This is a genomic window from Thiomonas sp. TH-17, assembly GCF_057473305.1.
This window is the reverse complement of the sequence record NZ_JBYCKI010000005.1, coordinates 1-16341: the sequence shown is the minus strand read 5'-3', so window position 1 is coordinate 16341 and position 16341 is coordinate 1. Positions and strand designations below refer to the sequence as shown.

Annotated in this window: 15 protein-coding genes and 1 pseudogene; 6 read left to right on the top strand and 10 right to left on the bottom strand. The window is 64.5% G+C overall.

What is annotated here, in order from left to right:
• The first annotated feature begins 176 nt into the window (after positions 1 to 176).
• The 3 genes from AC2VLV_RS00440 to AC2VLV_RS00430 are packed head-to-tail and all read left to right on the top strand — an operon-like array spanning position 177 to position 2550.
• Positions 177 to 1211 carry a sulfurtransferase gene (locus AC2VLV_RS00440; protein ID WP_486988122.1) on the top strand — a complete coding sequence of 345 codons (1035 nt, stop codon included), beginning with the start codon at positions 177 to 179 and terminating at the stop codon, positions 1209 to 1211.
• Positions 1196 to 2350, top strand: a complete 1155-nt coding sequence (locus AC2VLV_RS00435) for a YeeE/YedE thiosulfate transporter family protein (RefSeq protein WP_486988121.1) — start codon at positions 1196 to 1198, stop codon at positions 2348 to 2350. The genes AC2VLV_RS00440 and AC2VLV_RS00435 overlap by 16 nt, the downstream gene beginning before the upstream one ends.
• An 11-nt stretch (positions 2351 to 2361) precedes the next feature.
• Positions 2362 to 2550, top strand: coding sequence for a hypothetical protein (locus tag AC2VLV_RS00430; RefSeq protein WP_486988120.1), 189 nt, complete (start codon positions 2362 to 2364; stop codon positions 2548 to 2550).
• Here the strand turns inward: AC2VLV_RS00430 and rapZ are convergent.
• The 3 genes from rapZ to AC2VLV_RS00415 are packed head-to-tail and all read right to left on the bottom strand — an operon-like array spanning position 2511 to position 6062.
• Complete coding sequence (gene rapZ, locus AC2VLV_RS00425) at positions 2511 to 3470, bottom strand: RNase adapter RapZ (protein WP_486988119.1); 960 nt, start codon at positions 3468 to 3470, stop codon at positions 2511 to 2513. The two genes, AC2VLV_RS00430 and rapZ, sit on opposite strands and share 40 nt — an antisense overlap.
• Positions 3467 to 5143, bottom strand: coding sequence for a DNA repair protein RecN (gene recN / locus AC2VLV_RS00420; protein ID WP_486988118.1), 1677 nt, complete (start codon positions 5141 to 5143; stop codon positions 3467 to 3469). Before recN ends, rapZ begins: the two co-directional genes overlap by 4 nt.
• 25 nt (positions 5144 to 5168) lie before the next feature.
• A complete protein-coding gene (locus AC2VLV_RS00415) occupies positions 5169 to 6062 on the bottom strand; it encodes an NAD kinase (protein ID WP_486988117.1) in 894 nt (297 codons plus the stop codon).
• Positions 6063 to 6178: 116 nt separating this feature from the next.
• On the opposite strand from AC2VLV_RS00415, the gene hrcA reads away from it, so the two are divergent.
• On the top strand, positions 6179 to 7198 hold the full coding sequence (gene hrcA / locus AC2VLV_RS00410) for a heat-inducible transcriptional repressor HrcA (RefSeq protein WP_486988116.1): 1020 nt from the start codon (positions 6179 to 6181) through the stop codon (positions 7196 to 7198).
• Positions 7199 to 7293: 95 nt separating this feature from the next.
• On the opposite strand, the gene AC2VLV_RS00405 is transcribed toward hrcA, so the two are convergent.
• The 4 genes from AC2VLV_RS00405 to AC2VLV_RS00390 form a co-directional block, all read right to left on the bottom strand.
• Positions 7294 to 7719 carry a universal stress protein gene (locus tag AC2VLV_RS00405; RefSeq protein ID WP_486988115.1) on the bottom strand — a complete coding sequence of 142 codons (426 nt, stop codon included), beginning with the start codon at positions 7717 to 7719 and terminating at the stop codon, positions 7294 to 7296.
• 132 nt (positions 7720 to 7851) lie between these two features.
• Positions 7852 to 8970 (bottom strand): porin, encoded by a 1119-nt coding sequence (locus AC2VLV_RS00400; RefSeq protein ID WP_486988114.1) that lies wholly within the window; start codon positions 8968 to 8970, stop codon positions 7852 to 7854.
• Positions 8971 to 9270: 300 nt separating this feature from the next.
• On the bottom strand, positions 9271 to 10449 hold the full coding sequence (locus tag AC2VLV_RS00395) for a porin (RefSeq protein WP_486988113.1): 1179 nt from the start codon (positions 10447 to 10449) through the stop codon (positions 9271 to 9273).
• Positions 10450 to 10660: 211 nt separating this feature from the next.
• Positions 10661 to 11098, bottom strand: coding sequence for an OsmC family protein (locus AC2VLV_RS00390; RefSeq protein ID WP_486988112.1), 438 nt, complete (start codon positions 11096 to 11098; stop codon positions 10661 to 10663).
• Between the two features lie 73 nt (positions 11099 to 11171).
• Between AC2VLV_RS00390 and AC2VLV_RS00385 the strand changes: the two genes are divergently transcribed.
• On the top strand, positions 11172 to 11402 hold the full coding sequence (locus AC2VLV_RS00385; RefSeq protein ID WP_486988111.1) for a DUF1640 domain-containing protein: 231 nt from the start codon (positions 11172 to 11174) through the stop codon (positions 11400 to 11402).
• A gap of 322 nt (positions 11403 to 11724) precedes the next feature.
• Here the strand turns inward: AC2VLV_RS00385 and AC2VLV_RS00380 are convergent, their stop codons facing one another.
• On the bottom strand, positions 11725 to 12204 hold the full coding sequence (locus tag AC2VLV_RS00380; RefSeq protein WP_486988110.1) for a YqaA family protein: 480 nt from the start codon (positions 12202 to 12204) through the stop codon (positions 11725 to 11727).
• Positions 12205 to 12265: 61 nt separating this feature from the next.
• Between AC2VLV_RS00380 and ilvA the strand changes: the two genes are divergently transcribed.
• Positions 12266 to 13816, top strand: coding sequence for a threonine ammonia-lyase, biosynthetic (ilvA, locus tag AC2VLV_RS00375; RefSeq protein WP_486988109.1), 1551 nt, complete (start codon positions 12266 to 12268; stop codon positions 13814 to 13816).
• Between the two features lie 54 nt (positions 13817 to 13870).
• On the opposite strand, the gene AC2VLV_RS00370 is transcribed toward ilvA, so the two are convergent.
• The gene (locus AC2VLV_RS00370; protein ID WP_486988108.1) at positions 13871 to 15907 is read right to left on the bottom strand and encodes an esterase-like activity of phytase family protein; all 2037 of its coding nucleotides are present in this window, start codon (positions 15905 to 15907) and stop codon (positions 13871 to 13873) included.
• Between the two features lie 81 nt (positions 15908 to 15988).
• Positions 15989 to 16341: pseudogene (locus AC2VLV_RS00365) on the bottom strand (DUF4136 domain-containing protein); the annotation flags it as partial.

The window sequence follows — 16341 nt, the reverse complement described above, 5'->3', positions numbered from 1 at the left end:
TGTGGATGGCTTCGGGCGTGCATGAGCGATTCCATTCTGCGATGGGTCTGGGATGCATAGATTAGCACTGCGAAACCCCTTTCTTGACGCCCCGCTGCCCGCATATGCCCTGCGGTTGGATGCGCATGACAACTCTGTATTTCCGTTTTCGCCGACTGACTTCCAGAATGCCGTGCATGAACACACCGCCCCCCGCTCCTTCTTCTCTTCACCTCCCTCGCCGTTCCGTCTGGTCACGTCTGTGCCGCATCTGCGCCCTGGGCTGGCTGCTCGCCGCCTGGGCCTTGCAACAAGGCGTCAGCGCCGCGCCATCGGTGCCGGGCACGGCGCAGGCTTTCGGCCCGCTGATCTCGGCGCAAGCCCTGGCCACTCAACATGAGCAGGTGCGCATCATTGACCTTCGAGATGATGCGGCTGCGGCCAACGTGGCGCACATTCCGGGGGCGCTTCCCGCTCCCTATGCCGACTGGCGCGGCCCCTCCAGCAACCCGGGCCAGCTCCTGCCGCTGCCTCGGTTCACCGCTCTCGTCCGGCGACTGGGCCTGAGCGCGGAAACGCCCGTGGTGCTCGTCGCCAGCGGGGATGACCCCAGCGATTTCGGTGCGCCCGCCCGCGTCTACTGGACGCTGAAATGGCTGGGACTGAAGCACCTCGCCATTCTCAACGGCGGCATGACCGCCTGGCAGGCTGCAGGGCTGCCCTTCACCCGCCAGTCCACGCCCCCACCGACGCCCAGCGCGTTCACCCCGCAACTCGACGACGCCCTGCTCGCCACCCGCCCCGAGGTGGCGCACGATCTCGGCCACCCCAGCACGCTGCTACTGGACGCCCGCCCCAAGGCTTTCTACCTCGGCCGCGAAAAAGCCCCTGCCGCAAGTCGCCCCGGCACCCTGCCCGGCGCGCTGGACTTCGACAATCTGCGCTGGTTTGAGCCGGGCAGCGGCGCCCTGCCCGCTGTCGCCACGCTGCAGCGAATCGCCGCACAGTTGCCACAGCAGCCCGGCGCCGTGCAGACCGTCTCGTTCTGCAATACCGGCCACTGGGCCGCAACCAACTGGTTCGTGCTGTCCCAGGTGTTGCACCGCCCGCATGTGGCGCTCTATCCCGGCTCGATGGTGGACTGGTCGCGCGCCGACGCCCCCATGGCGCATGTCCCCACCCGCTGGCAGCAACTCCGGCAGCAACTGGAACAGACATGGCAAGCACTCTGAGCTCGACGCTTCACACCGCAGCAGCGCAGACGACACGCCCAGCACAACGCCGCCTTGGCAGCGGCCTGTTGATGCTCGGCGGCCTGGCCGGGTTTGCCGCCATCACCTGGCTGGTCGGCTGGCGGCAAGGCCTGCTCTGGCTGATCGGCCTGGGCTATGGCGTGCTACTTTCGGCGGCCGCCTTCGGCTTCACCACCGGCTGGAGGGTGTGGATCACCCGCCGCGACCCTAATGGGCTTTGGGCGCAGTTTGTCGGTATCGCGGTGGCCATGCTCATCAGCGTGCCTCTGCTGGCCGCGCAGCCCGCGCTGCAGGGCGCCGACGGGCCGCTTTCCATCAGCCTGCTGGTGGGCGCTTTCGTGTTCGGCGCCGCCATGCAGGTGGCCGATGGCTGCGGCTCGGGCACCTTGTACAAGGCCGGGCTTGGTCATCCGGTGAGTCTGGCCGTGTTGCCGGCCTTCGTGTTCGGCAGCTTTCTCGGCGCGGCGCAGCTTCCAGCCTGGCTGTCGCTGGGCGCGCTGCCGCCGGTCAATCTGGTGCTCCGCCTCGGGGCCAGCGAAACGCTGGCTGTGCAGCTTGCGGCCCTTGCCCTGCTGGCCGCGCTGTTGTGGCGGTTTCGCGGCACGCAGCCTTCGCGCTGGCGCGGGCCTGCGGTGTGGTGGGCCGCCATTGGCCTTGGGCTGCTGGCGGCCGCCAATCTGGTGGTCGCCGGGCAACCCTGGGGCATTGTGTACGGCCTGGGTCTGTGGGGCGCCAAGATCGTGCAGGCTCTGGGCATCGATCTGAGCGGCAACGCCTTCTGGGGCCTGCCGGCCCAGCAGGCGCAGTTGCACGCCACGGTATTGGCCGACAACACCAGCGTCACCGATCTGGGTTTGCTGCTGGGCGCGCTCATCGCTGCCAGCTGGCGCGGAAAGGCCAGCCCAGCGGTGAGCCTGCCCGCGCGGCAATGGCTGGCTTCTGTTCTTGCCGGCTTGCTGCTGGGCTATAGCTCGCGGCTGGCCTTCGGCTGCAATGTCGGGGCGTATTTCTCCGGCATCGCCACCGGCAGTCTGCACGGCTGGGTATGGTTCGCCTGCGCATTCGCGGGCAGTCTGGTGGGCGTGCGCGTGCGCCATCGTCTGGGGATGGCGGATTGAAAATGCGAACGATGCACCGAAAATTTCCCTGGCTGATCGCCCTGTTCTGGGCCGCCGTGGTCGTGCTGCTGGTGCTGGACTGGCGTGTGAGCACGCCGCACGACCGGTTTGCCGAACCGCCTCCCCTCGCGCTGGGCAACGGCCCGGCGGCGGACGCGGGTCACTGCTCGCTGGCCCCCGTCAAGCCCAACTCGCGGTGACGCAGCAGTACGGTGTACTGGCTGGCGAAAGCGCGGCTGAGTTGTTCGCTGAGAAACACCGAACGATGCTGCCCGCCGGTACAGCCGATGGCCACGCCGACATAGCTGCGGTGATCGGCGGCCAGCTTGGGTAGCCAGCGCTGCAAAAACCCGCTGATGTCGGCCTGCATCTGCAGCACCTCGGGCTGGCGCAGCAGAAACTCGGCCACGGGGGCATCGCGCCCGGTGAGGGGTCGCAGCACCGGGTCGTAGTGCGGGTTAGGCAGCATGCGCACGTCGAACACATAGTCGGCGTCGAGCGGCACGCCGCGCTTGAACGCGAACGACTCGAACAGCACCACCATCTGGCTGGCCTGCACCCGCACGGTCTGCTTGATCCAGTCGCGCAACTGAGCCGACTTCATCTGGCTGGTATCGATGTGCAGGCCGATCTCGGCCACCGGGCGCAGCAGTTCGCGTTCGAGTTCGATGGATTCGATCAGCGCGTTGGCGTAGCCCTCGCCGCGCGCCGCGGCAGGGTTGCCGATCTGCTGCGCGGTGACGCGGCTGGTGAGCGGATGACGGCGGCGGGTTTCTGAAAACCGCTGCACCAGCGTGTCGGTGGCGCAGTCGAGGTAGATGGCGTGCACCTCGCAGCAATCGCGCAGGTTTTCGAGCAAACCCGGCACGTCGGCCAGCGACTCGGCACTGCGCGCGTCCACCGCGACGGCCACGCGCTTTTGCCCCGAAGCGCGGGTCTGCTCGACCAGCGGGGTGATGAGTTGCGGCGGCAGGTTGTCCACGCAGTAATAGCCGGAGTCTTCCAGCGCGGTCAGCGCCACCGATTTGCCCGAGCCGGACAGCCCGGAAATCAGCACGAGCTGGTGGGTCGAGCGCGCGTCGGCAGGCGTTGGGACAGCAGCGATTTCAGACGGGCTCATCGGGTTTCCAGGGACGGGGTTTCGCAAGCCGAGAGCAGCTCGCTGGCATGTTCCAGCGCGGCGCTCGATTGCGCGTTGCCGCCCAGCATACGGGCGATCTCGCTACGGCGTTGTGACAGGTCGAGCGCGTCGAGCAGGCTGGCGGTCTGCCCGTCCGTGCTGTGCTTGCACACTGCGAAATGCTGCTGCGCGCAAGCGGCCACCTGCGCCAGATGGGTCACGGCCAGCACCTGGCGGTCGCCCCCCAGGCGGCGCAGCAGCCGTCCCACGGTTTGCGCCACGGCGCCGCCGATGCCTGCATCGACCTCGTCGAAAATCAGGGTGTCGGTGTCTTGCAGGGCGCTGGTGGTCACGGCGACGGCCAGGGCGATGCGCGACAGCTCGCCGCCGCTGGCCACCTTGCCCAGCGCCCGCAGCTCCGCGCCGGGATGCGCCGCCACCTGCAGTTCCACCGCCTCGGCCCCGCGCGCGCCCACGACATCGAGCGGGGTGAGCGCCACGTCGAAGCGCCCGCCGGGCATGCCCAGTTCCTGCATGGCCGCCTGCACCGCCTTGGCCAGTTGCTGCGCGGCCTTGCGGCGTTTGGCGCTGAGCTTGGCCGCCGCCTTCTGCAGCGCGGCCTGCGCGGCCTGTTCGGCGCTTTCCAGCGCGGGCAGGTCGATACTGCGGTCGAGCTGCTGGAGTTTGTCGCGCAGGGCGTGATGGGTTTGCGGCAGGTCGGCCGCCGCCACGCGATGCTTGCGCGCGAGGTTCATCCAGCCCGAGAGCCGGGCGTCGAGTTCGGCCAGGCGCTGCGGGTCGGCCTCGGTGCGCTCGGCCAGGCGGCGCAGCTCGTGGCTGAGATCGCTCAGGCTGGTTTGCGCCGCGTCGATCTGCTGCACCAGCGGCTGCAGCCCGGCATCGACCTGCGCCGCCCGCTCCAGCGCCTGCTGCGCCTGCGCCAGCAAAGACAACGCACTCACATCCTCGCCGTCAAGCGCACCCTGCGCCAGAGCGAAGTCTTCAAGCAGACTGCTGACATGCGCCAGTCGTTTGTGTTCGCCCTCCAGCGCGACCCACTCGCCCTCGGCGGGACGCAGGCGGTCGAGTTCTTCGCACTGCCACTGCAGGCGCTCGCGTTCTTCGGCCAGCGCGCCAACGTCGCCCCTGGCCTGCTGCAAGGCCGCATCGGCATCGCGCCACTGGGCCCAGGCGAGCGCGACGGCCCGGGCTTCGTCTTGCGCCCCGGCGTAGCCGTCGAGCAGGTGGGTGACGACTTCGCGCCGCACCAACCCCTGATAGGCGTGCTGACCATGAATGTCCACCAGCCACTCCCCCGCGGCCTTGAGTTGCGCGGCGGTGGCCGGGCTGCCGTTGAGAAAGCCGCGCGACTTGCCCTGCGCGTCGATCACACGGCGCAGCAGCAGCGTGTCGGCCTCGGCGGCGAATCCCTGCTCGTCCAGCCAGGCGGCCAGCGGCGGGCTCAGGCTGAACTCGGCGCTGATCTCTGCGCGCTGCGCCCCCGCGCGCACCACACTGCTGTCGGCGCGCTCGCCCAGAGCGAGCTTGAGCGCGTCGATCAGGATGGATTTGCCCGCGCCGGTTTCTCCGGTGAGCACGGTGAAGCCCCCCGCCAGATCGATATCGAGCTCGGGAACGATGACAAAGTCGCGCAAATGCAGATGCAGCAGCATGGCTCAGGGGAAAAGACGCAAATATTCAGGATTCATCGGGCACTTCATGCCAATGAAGTTTTCGGCGCAGGGTGGAGAAATAGCTCCAACCCGGCGGGTGGAGAAACACGCAGCGATGCGGCGCCTGCCCGATTCGGATGCGGTCGCCGCCGATCAGCTCGGCATAGCTCTGCATGTCGAAGTTCACGCTCACATCGCGCGGCGTGACCACCTCGATCACGATCTCGGCGCCGCCCGGCAGCACGATGGGTCGGTTCGACAGGGTATGCGGCGCAATCGGCACCAGCACCACACCGTCCACACTGGGGTACAGAATGGGCCCGTAGGCCGACAAGGCATAGGCCGTGGAGCCCGTCGGCGTGGCGACGATCAGGCCGTCCGCGCGCTGCACATACATGAAGCGCCCGTCCACCTCCACCTTCAGTTCCACCAGCCCCGACGCGCCGTTGCGGTTGACCACCACATCATTCACCGCGATGGCGTTGAAAATGGTCTGCCCCGCACGCTCCACCGCCCCGCTGAGCATGGCGCGCTCCTCGCGCTCGAAGTCGCCGGCCATCAGACCGTCGATCGCAGGCTCCCACTCGCTGTCGGCGATATCGGTCATGAAGCCCAGCCGTCCGGCGTTGATGCCCACCAACGGCACATTCAGCGGAGCCAGCCTGCGCGCCGCGCCCAGCATGGTGCCGTCGCCGCCCAGCACCACCGCCACCCAACCGCCCTGCGCGGTGCGCTCGGCCAGCTCGCTGCTGCGCAGCACCGGGTAAGGCAACTCGGTGTGCTGCGCGGTAAGCTCGCCCACCCAGACCTCCACCCCGGCCCGGCTCAGCCGCGCGGCAATCTCGCCAAGTTTGCGCTGCGCCTGCGGCGCCTGATACTTGCCGATCAGCAAGACCTGCTGGAACACGGTACGGGGCATGGGATTCAAAGGTGAGGCACGGCGGAGAACACCGCTATGGCGGCAAATTACAGCACAGGCGCAAGTCCAGCGTAGCGCGTTGCGCCCGCGCGCCGTCTGCGCCCTAAAATTTGCGCATGGACGAACGCGCCCGACTGCTTCTCAAGACCCTGATCGAACACTACATCGCCGACGGTCAGCCGGTGGGTTCGCGCACGCTGTCGCGCGCTTCGGGGCTGGAGTTGTCCGCGGCCACCATCCGCAACGTCATGGCCGATCTCGAAGACATGGGCCTGATCGCCAGCCCGCACACCTCGGCCGGGCGCATTCCCACCCCGCGCGGCTACCGGGTGTTTGTCGACGCCATGCTCACCGCCCAGCCGCAGATGCCAACCGACCTGCTGCCGCAGACGCTGCAACAGCACATCGACACCGCCCCGCCGCAGCAGGTGATGATGCGGGCGGCGCAGCTCATGTCCAGCCTGTCGCAATTCGTCGGCGTGGTGCTGGCGCCGCAGCGCAGCGCCGCGTTTCGCCACATCGAATTTCTGCAGTTGAGCGAACACCGCATTCTGCTCATCATCGTCAGCCCCGAGGGCGATGTGCAAAACCGCATGCTGCACTGGCCGCACGCCCTCAGCCAGAACGAGCTCAACACCGCAACCAACTACCTCAACGCCCATTTTTCCGGCCTGAGTTTTGAGCAGGTCGCGCAAAAGCTCGGCAGCGAGGTGGAACACCTGCGTAGCGAACTCGTCGCCCTCATGCAGGCCGGCGTGCAGGCCGGCAGTCAGGCGCTGCAGCAACCGCAAGATCAGGTCGTCATCTCCGGACAACAACAATTGCTCGGCATCGGCGACTTTGCGGGCAATCTAGGCAAGCTGCGCCAGCTCTTCGATCTGTTCGAACAAAAAGCCCAGTTACTCAAGCTGATGGACGCCTCCGCCCGCGCCGATGGCGTGCGCATCTACATCGGCGGCGAGAGCGAGGCCGTGCCATTCGAAGAACTCTCCGTCATCACCGCGCCCTACGCGGCAGACGGCAAAGTGGTCGGCACCCTGGGCGTCATCGGCCCCACCCGCATGGCCTACGACCGCATGATCCAGATCGTGGACATCACCTCCAAGCTGGTGGGCAATGCGTTGAGCCAGCGGTGATTCGCCGCCCAAAAAGAAGAAACACGGAAAACCCCTCTCCCGCTTGCGGGGGAGGTTGGGAGGGGGCTAGTTGTCAAGCGAAGCCCGAAGCGAAATCATCGCACCAGCAGCACCGGCACCGTGGTGGACGCCACCACCTTGCTCGCCACCGACCCCATGACGAAGCCCTTGAGCGCCGAATGGCCGTGCGTGCCCATGATGAGCAGGTCGGGTTGCAGGCGCGCCACCTCGGCGGCGATCTGTTCGGCCGGGTCGCCCACCACATGGCGAGACTCAAACGCCAGCCCGGCCTGCTTCAGCGCGCCTTCTGCGGGTGCCAGCGCCTGTGCGCTGACGTCGCGGTAATACTCATCCAGCGTCGCCTTGCTCAGTTGCGCACGCGCCAGCGGCGTGCCGATAGGCAGCGCCACAGTCAGCAGAGTGATTCTCGGCGGCTCTTTGTACTGTCGCGCCTGCTGCACCAGAACTAGCGCAGCCCGCGCGGTGTAAGTCGATCCGTCAACCGGTAGAACGATGTGCATTGGACAACCCTCCCTTTACGGGCATTATGCCTGCCGCAACACGGTCACTCTGTACCCATTGACGATAAATTCAGACGAAAAAAAGCCGCCCGAAGGCGGCTTTCAAAGCAGTTGCTAAACAGCTTGCGCTGATCAGAACTTGTGACGGATGCCCAGGGCGAAGCCGTTGGAGCCCGTGTTGGCAACACCAGCGTTGGTGCTCGCATTGCTGTTCGCAACGATGGCAGCGCCATTGCTGTTGCTGATGTGCGAATACGAGGTGTACAGGTTGGTGCGCTTGGACAGGGAGTAGGTGTAGCCGATTGCTGCTTGCTTGGCTTGCGGAGCAGAAGCGGGCGAGCCCATATCGTTCTTGTACACGCTGTAGGAAGCCAGAATGGCGCCCGGGCCAACAGGCACGGTGGCACCCAGCATCCACTGTTTCTGGCTGCCAGAGATGCCATCAGCCTTAAGGTTGGAGTACAGACCAACAACCTTGGCGATGCCGAAGTCATAGCCGCCGAAGATGTCGTACATCTTGGCCTTGGCACCTTGTGACAGACCGAAGTTTTGCATATTGCTGATTTGCGAATAATCCACACCAGCAGTGATCGGGCCGTTGTTGTAGTTGCCGCTCAGCCAGTAAGCGCGGCTGGTGCTGCCAGCCGTGTTGATCGGATCGTTGGCAGCGCCCACGTTGAACGTGTAAGCCAGAGTGGCGTGGAAGCCCGAGAAATTAGGCGTCACATAGGCCAGGGTTTGATTGGCACGGTTCAGATTGGCCACACCGTTTTGGGTCAGCAGCGAAGTGTTGCCAATGCTGCCGGTCAGGCCAAAGCTAAACGGGTCGATAGCGACCTGGTTTTGATACGCCGGGTTGTAAAGACGGCCACCCACGACGGTACCGAAGTTGCCGGTCAGGCCGACATAAGACTGGCGCTGCATGAAGCCGCCACCCGAGCAGTAGCCGCTGGAGTTGCCGCCAGTGACGTTGGTGCCCGCTGCGCAGAAGCCGGTTTCAGCATTGAAAATGGCGCTCAGGCCGCCGCCCAGGTCTTCCTTGCCCTTCAGGCCAATACGGGAAGGCGACTGGATGCCTGACTGCAGGCCGGTGAAGCTGGCGGAATCCGTCGCACCAGCGTTGGAAGGCTTGACGCCGGTGTAATGGGCAACGCCCATGTCAACAATGCCGTACAACTGAACGCTGTCAGCAGCGAATGCCGAACTGCTGAAAGCACCGATAACGGCGAGGGCGAGTAGTGATTTTTTCATTGAGCATCTCCAGGTTGTAAAGGGCCAGCTTGAGACAAGCCGGTAAAGAGACGGGCGACAGAGTTTTGCTCTGCTGTGCCCAGCTCGTCGCAGACCTAAAGCATTCCGCTTCCGAGACCTCAACAATTTAGCAGTGCATCAGCGGTGATGCATATGGCAAGAGCAATTACCTCAAGGTTTTGTTGCCAACCAACAACAAAAACAGCCCGCGAGCGGGCTGTAAGTTCTGGCAGTCCGCCTGCACTCCGGCAGGCGGACTGGGTATTCAGGCAATTAGCAAGTCTGATCGACCAACCTTGATCAGAACGAATGCAGGATGCCCACAGCGAAACCACTGGAACCCTGGCCAACGACGCCAGAGTTGCCATTGGTTGCGGTGTTGACAGCAAGCGCCGTACCCGCACGGTTGGCCGCAGCCGCATCGTTGTTGATGTGCGCGTACGAGGTGTACAGCATGGTGCGCTTGGACAGGTTGTAGCTGTAGCCGATGGCGTACTGCTTGGCGGTTGAAGTGCTCATGCTGGTGCCGGTGGCTGACAGCGAGTTGCCGTACTGGCCGTAGGACACCATGACGTTGCCGGCACCGACGGGCGCGTTGGCGCCGATCAGCCAGGACGAGTCGTGGCCGGTGAAGTAATCAGCCGTGCCGCGCTCGTAAATGGCCATCAGGTTGGCCAAGCCGACGTTATAGGAGCCGAACAGTTGCCACACCTTGTAGGCGCCGTCGCTGTTGGTGCCCGTGAGGTTGTTCACCTTGGTGTAGTTGGCGCCGACAGTTGCCACATTGCCGAAGGCGTAGTTGCCGTCGAGAGACAGCAGCGTCGGCTTATTGCCTGCGGTGTTGATTGGGGCAGTTGCGGCGCCGGTGTTGAAGGAATAGTCGGCACGTACCGTCAGGCCAGCCAGCGAGGGCGAGATATAGGTGATGGTCTGGTTGCTGCGCAGCAAGGAGCCAACGGCGTTGCCATTGTCACCAAAAACACCGAGGCTGAAGTTGGAGTAAGCCCCGGTAAAGCCTGCCTGAAACGGATCGTAGTTGATCTCGTTGGTGAACATGCTGGTGAAGTAACGGCCCATTTGCACGGTACCGAAGCTGCCTTGCAGGCCAAGCATCGTGGTACGGCCCATGAAGCTGCCGCCGGTGCAATAGCCCGAAGTGCCTGCGCCCGTTTGGTTGGTGCCAGCCGGGCAGAAGCCGGTTTCAGCCTTGAAAATGGCTTTCAAACCGCCACCCAGGTCTTCCGAGCCTTTGAGGCCAATGCGCGAACCGGCCACCACGCCCGACATCAGGCCGGTGTAGGAAGCTGTGCTGCCAGGGGCGGCAGTCGTGTTGCTGGGGGCGATGCCGGTGAAGTGGCCAACACCCATGTCGATAATGCCGTACAGCTGCACGCTGTCAGCCGCGAATGCCGAGCCTGAGAAGGCGCCGACCACAGCCAGGGCGATGAGGGATTTTTTTGCGAAACCTTGGGTTTTCATTCTGTGCTCCGTTAGGTTTGAAGTGTTCCGCCTCTCGACACACTCTCCAGGGCGATGTCTGAGCGGGTGGGGGAATGAACATGCAAACATTGATGTCATTGCATGCGAGCTGACATTTGAGCGCGCCTGATGATGGGCCTCAAGCTTTTTTGCAGCTCCGACCAAAAGTGTCATCAAAACGCAACATTGCAGGCAGGCGCTGATTCGGCGGTCATTCCTGTACCAACTCGACGCTGAAAGTCATCGTCGCTGTCTTTTCCAGCATGGCGCTGGCCGAGCAGTATTTGGTATGCGAAAGCTCCACGGCCCTCTGCACCATGTCGGGACGCAGGTTGTTGCCCGTCACAGTGAAGTGCATATGGATGCGGGTGAACACCTTAGGGTCGGTGGCGGCGCGGTCGGCTTCCAGCCGCACCGTGCAGCCGCGCACGTCCTGCCGCGCCTTTTTCAGAATGTAGACCACGTCGTAGGCAGTGCAGCCGCCCGTGCCGGCGAGCACGGTTTCCATCGGCCGCGGCGCGAGGTTGTGGCCACCGGGTTCGCCCGGTGCGCTGGCTGGCGCGCCGTCCATGCGCAGGGTGTGGCCGGTTTCGGTGTGTGCGGTGAAGGCCATGCCGCCTTCGCCTTCCCATTGCACGGTGCATTGCATCGCTGTTCTCCTGTGTCTCGTTAAGGGGTAAGTGGATTGTCGGTGGTGTTCAAGGGCGCCTACCATTCGCGACATGACGACCGTCACATTCGATACGCACAAATTCATTCGCAAATTGCGCGAATCAGGCATGCCCGACGCGCAGGCCGAGGCAGTGGCAGACGCTTTTCGCGAAACGCAGGGAGAGGCCGACTTGGCCACTAAACCCGATTTGCGAGAACTCGAACTACGGCTGACGATCAAGATCGGCGGCATGCTGGTGATTGCGGCGGGCGTGCTGGCCGCGGTGCTGAAGCTGCAGTAGGCGCGGAAGGGCGCATGGCGCCCATTTTTTGTTGATTTGCGTCAATTTCAATGTGCATGACGATGGCTCGCAAGCGCCAAAAGCCGCCGCCGCCCGGAGCAATGCCATTTTTTTTCAATGACTTAGGTATTAAATAAGCGCATGCTTATTTAACAATACCATGATGCACGGATGGGCTATGCAAGATACATAAGCATCCTCTAATATTGCTTCACGCGTCGAGTTTGACGCACCCCTTGTCTCCTCCACCTCCTCCTTTGGTGGATTCTTACCCGGGCCGATGTTCATCATCCGCCCGGGTATTTTTTTGCCCGGTTTGTTTTCATAGCGACCAAGCCAGACCTGCAACGGCGATGTAGCGCAGGCTGCGGCCGAGCAGCATCCACGCGGCGCAGGCCCAGGCGTTGATGCGCAGCCAGCCGGCCACGACCACGAGGGCATCACCGATGCCTGGCACCCAAGCCAGCACGGTGATGGGCGCCCCCCAGTGGCGCACTTGCGGCGCCCAGCGCCAGGCGTCGGGGGTCTGCCAATGGCGCACCCAGCGGCCGAGCGCGTAGGTGGTCATGCCGCCGAGGGTGTTGGAGGCTGTGGCGACGAGCACGGCCAGCAGGGTGTGCTGCGGCTGGGCGGCAATCACTACCAGCAGCACGGCTTCGGAACTGAAGGGGATGAGGGTGGCGGCGGCAAAGCTGAGCGCCGCCAACACGTAAAGCCCTCCCGGCCCGGAGGCCGACTGCAGCAATTCATGCCACAAACCAAGGGCGGCGCCGGCCCACTCGGGCGGTATCAGCACGGCCATGCCTGCAAGGTGCGATCAGCGGGGTTCATAGAATCGGCTCTTTTGCTCTGGGAAGATCCAAATGGCCGCGAAGCATACCGACTATCTGCAGCGTATTTTGAACGCACGGGTGTATGACGTGGCGATTGAGTCGGCACTTGACCCGGCGCGCAATCTGTCGCGTCGCCTGCACAACAAGGTGCTGTTCAAGCGCGAAGACACGCAGCCAGTGTTCAGCTTCAAGCTGCGCGGGGCGTACAACAAGATGTCGCGGCTGACGGAAGCTGAACGCAAGCGCGGCGTGATCTGCGCGTCGGCCGGCAATCATGCGCAGGGCGTGGCGCTGTCGGCGCACCGGCTGGGTTGCCGCGCGGTGATTGTGATGCCGGCCACTACGCCGAAGGTGAAAATTGATGCGGTGCGTGCTCTGGGCGGCGCCAGCGTGGACATCGTGCTGCAGGGCGAGAGCTACAGCGATGCCTATGCCCACGCGCTCACGCTGCAGGACAAGCAGGGGCTGACCTTCGTTCACCCCTTCGACGATCCGGACGTGATCGCGGGCCAGGGCACGATTGCCATGGAAATCCTCAGGCAGCATCAGGCGCCGATTCACGCGGTGTTCTGCGCGATCGGCGGCGGCGGTCTGATCTCGGGCGTGGCCGCTTACATCAAGGCGGTGCGGCCGGAGATCAAGGTGATCGGGGTGCAGACGGTCGACTCCGATGCCATGCTGCGCAGCGTGCAGACGGGCCGACGGGTCACGCTGTCTGAAGTGGGGCTGTTTTGCGACGGCACGGCGGTGAAGCAGGTCGGGCGCGAGACTTTCCGCCTGGTGCGCGATCTGGTGGACGACTTCGTCGTGGTCGATACCGACGCGGTGAGCGCCGCAATCAAGGACGTTTTCGAAGACACCCGCAGCGTGCTGGAGCCCTCCGGGGCCATGTCGGTGGCAGCGCTCAAGGCTTACGCCGCGCAGCACCAGCTCAAGGGCGAAACCCTCGTGGCGGTGACCTGCGGGGCGAACATGAACTTCGACCGCCTGCGCTTTGTGGCCGAACGCGCCGAAGTGGGCGAGGCGCGCGAGGCGCTGTTTGCCGTGACCATTCCCGAAAAACCGGGCAGCTTTCGCCGCCTGTGCCGCTTGGTGGGCGCGCGAAATGTGACCGAGTTCACCTATCGCATCAAGCGGCCGGAAGAAGCGCATGTGTTCGTCGGCCTGACGGTGAACGGCCGCGAGGATGCGCAGAAAATGGCGCAGACCTTTGAGCGCTCGGGTTATGGCGTGCTTGACCTCACCGACAACGAACTGGCGAAGGTGCATGTGCGCCACCTCGTGGGTGGCCCCGCGCCGCGCGGGCCGCAGGGGCAGAGCATGGCGGAGAACGAGCGCCTGCTGCGCTTCGATTTTCCGGAACGCCCGGGCGCGCTGCTGCGCTTTCTCGACGCGCTCAGCCCGAACTGGAACATCAGCCTGTTCCACTACCGCAACCAGGGCGGCGACAGCGGCCATGTGCTGGTGGGCATTCAGGTGCCGCCTGCGGACAAAAAGGCCTTCACGCAGTTTTTGCAGCAGCTCGGCTACCACTACACCGAGGAAACCGACAACCCGGTGACGCGGTTGTTTTTGAATTGAAAAACCCCCGCCTGCGCGATGCGCGCGGGCGGGGGTTTCATCGTCTAGCCGCGCTCAAGAGGCGTAGTCGAGCACCGGCTTGGGCAGCTTGATGAGGAACAGGCGCGAAGGCGTTTCCCACGGTTTGCCGCGGATGATGCGATAGGTGTACGCGCCCGGCGCGGTGCACTTGCCCGTGCCCGCCAGAATCTGGCCGCTGGCGTCCATTTCGCAATCGTCACCTTTGAGGATCTCGCCATTCGGGCCGACGATTTCCGCCGCAAGGCCGAAGTCGTTGTCGTTGGCCACAGCAATCGTCTGCGCGTCCACCAAAGCCATGCCCTCGGTCTTGCCGGACACCCAGCCAAAGCCGCTGCCTTCGACCATGTCGAACAGCAAGGTCTTTTTCACCGGGATGATGCCGCCGTCGGTCAGCGCCTTGAGCGAGGTCTGGTACTCGGGCTCCAGGCCGTTGATGGTCTTGCCGGTGAGGTCGGTCGCGCCGCTGAGGTCAATGAGGAAGATCATGTTGTGATCTTTGCCATCGGCTTGCGTGCCGCGCTCGATGATGAGGTAGCGGTTGTCGTCGAGCGCCACGAGGTCGCCGATCTTGGCATCCTTGTTTTTGCTGTACGGCACGGCCCCGCTGGCATCGGTGAGGGGGTAGGCCAACATGCGGGTAGCGCCATCCGGCTGGATTTGCACCAGGCGGGTGAACACGGCTTTGGTGGTTTTCTGCTTTTTGCCGTTGCTGTCTGCGGCGTCATCCATCTTGAGAATGCTCTGCACGCCGGCCAGCAGATTGCCGTTGGGCGCAAGGGCGATGGCTTCGATGCCGCGGTTGGGCTGGCGATACTTGACGATGTCGGGCAGGCCGCTGCCGGGCGCCAGTTTGGTCTCGATCTGGCCGCTGGCGGCGTTCACCTTGAACACGAAGGGGCCGTACTCGTCGGTCATCCACAGCGACTTGCCGTCGGGCGTGGCCACCACGGCTTCGGGGTCGATGCCGTGCACATCAAAAGCGATGTCGCCCTGCGCGTTTTTGAGAATCTGCAGGGTCTCGCTGACCGGCGTTTCGCCCGTCGATCCGACAGCACCCGGAGGGATGGGGCGGCCGCTCATCGCAGCGCCGTCGATGTCCTTGAGCGGGGTGGTACTTTCCAGCGTGGCGCGACGGTTGCCCTTGCCGGTGCCCACAGTCACCACGCCAAACTCAGGATTGAATGCCGGCGCGGGGAACGACTTGGTCGCGGTGGTGGTGGTGGAGATGCCGTCAGCGTTCTGCAGGTCGGGTGAATCTCCGTTGGGGCCGCGATCGGTCATCGCCCAGAACTGCACATTGCCCTGCTTGTCCACGCCCTTGAAGGCCAGGCCCGAGCCCAGGCTGATGGGGAAGCCCTTGGGGAACTCGGCCTTGATGTAGTTCTGATTGCCGGGATAGGGCACGTTGAACCGGCTCTGGCTGCCGATGGCGTACTTGCTCACGCTGAGCTGCGCGCCCTGCGCTGCGCCCGCGCCTTGGTAGGTGAAGGTGCTGGTGACGGTGCGGCCGATCAGCGAGAGCGAGTCTTCGAGGTGCGCCTTGGCGTAGCGCGGATCGGTCAGGCTGAGCTTGAGATCGGCGAGCTGCTGCTGGAACAGAGCGACCAGTTGGGTGCGGTCGGACAGATCGCACTTGATGTTGGCAAAGCGCTGGCGCACCTCACTGCGAATGACGATGCCGTTGTTCGGGTCGCGGTCGTCATCGAGCGCCTGGAGCAGTTGCGCGGTGTTCTGCGTGCGGGGGGCGTCTTCGCCCTGCTCGTCGAGATCGGCCAGCGCCACCACATCGGCGCCCTTGGCGCGGCCCAGCAAGACGCCGCCGAGCTTGAAGGTGACGGTCTCGCCGGATTTGTAGAAGAACTGCCCCGCCGCGTTGGTCTGGCGCGGGGTGACTTCGCTATCGGTGGTGTAGTCCACCCCGGCCACGGCGGAGTCGAGAAAGACCCCGGTTTGCACCGCGGCCTGCTGCTCAGGCGGGTTGGACGCGGTGGTGGCGCCCCCGCCGCCGCAGGCGGACAAAGAGAGTGCCGCGGCAATCGCCAGGGCTAAAACAGATTTGGGGAAATGCATGGCTCGACTCGCTCAAATGAGAAAGTCGAGACCATAAGTTGCAAATGTGACAGTTTGTTTAATGCGCGATCCGTTCTTCGCTCAGCGCGGGAACAGCACTTTGTGCTCGCCGTACTCCGAAGGAAATCCGCGCAGCACGGCCTGTGCCAGCGGCACGGCCACATTAGCCAGACCGCGTTCGTAGCCGCCGGTCGTGGCGTGCGACTGCCAGATCAGCGCGCCGGTGGCGGTGTCGCGGATTTCCAGCGAGAGACTGCGGTCGTAGTAGTTGGGCGGCGGCATCCAGCCGAACATGCCGCCTCCCCACCCGCGGTATCCGCCGGGGAAATAAACCGCACCATTGGGCAGCAGCACGGGCGGGGGCCAGACCGAGGGGCCGTAGGTGGCTTCGAGATCGAGACGCACGGTGTAGGCGTAGCGCGCGGTATAGGGCG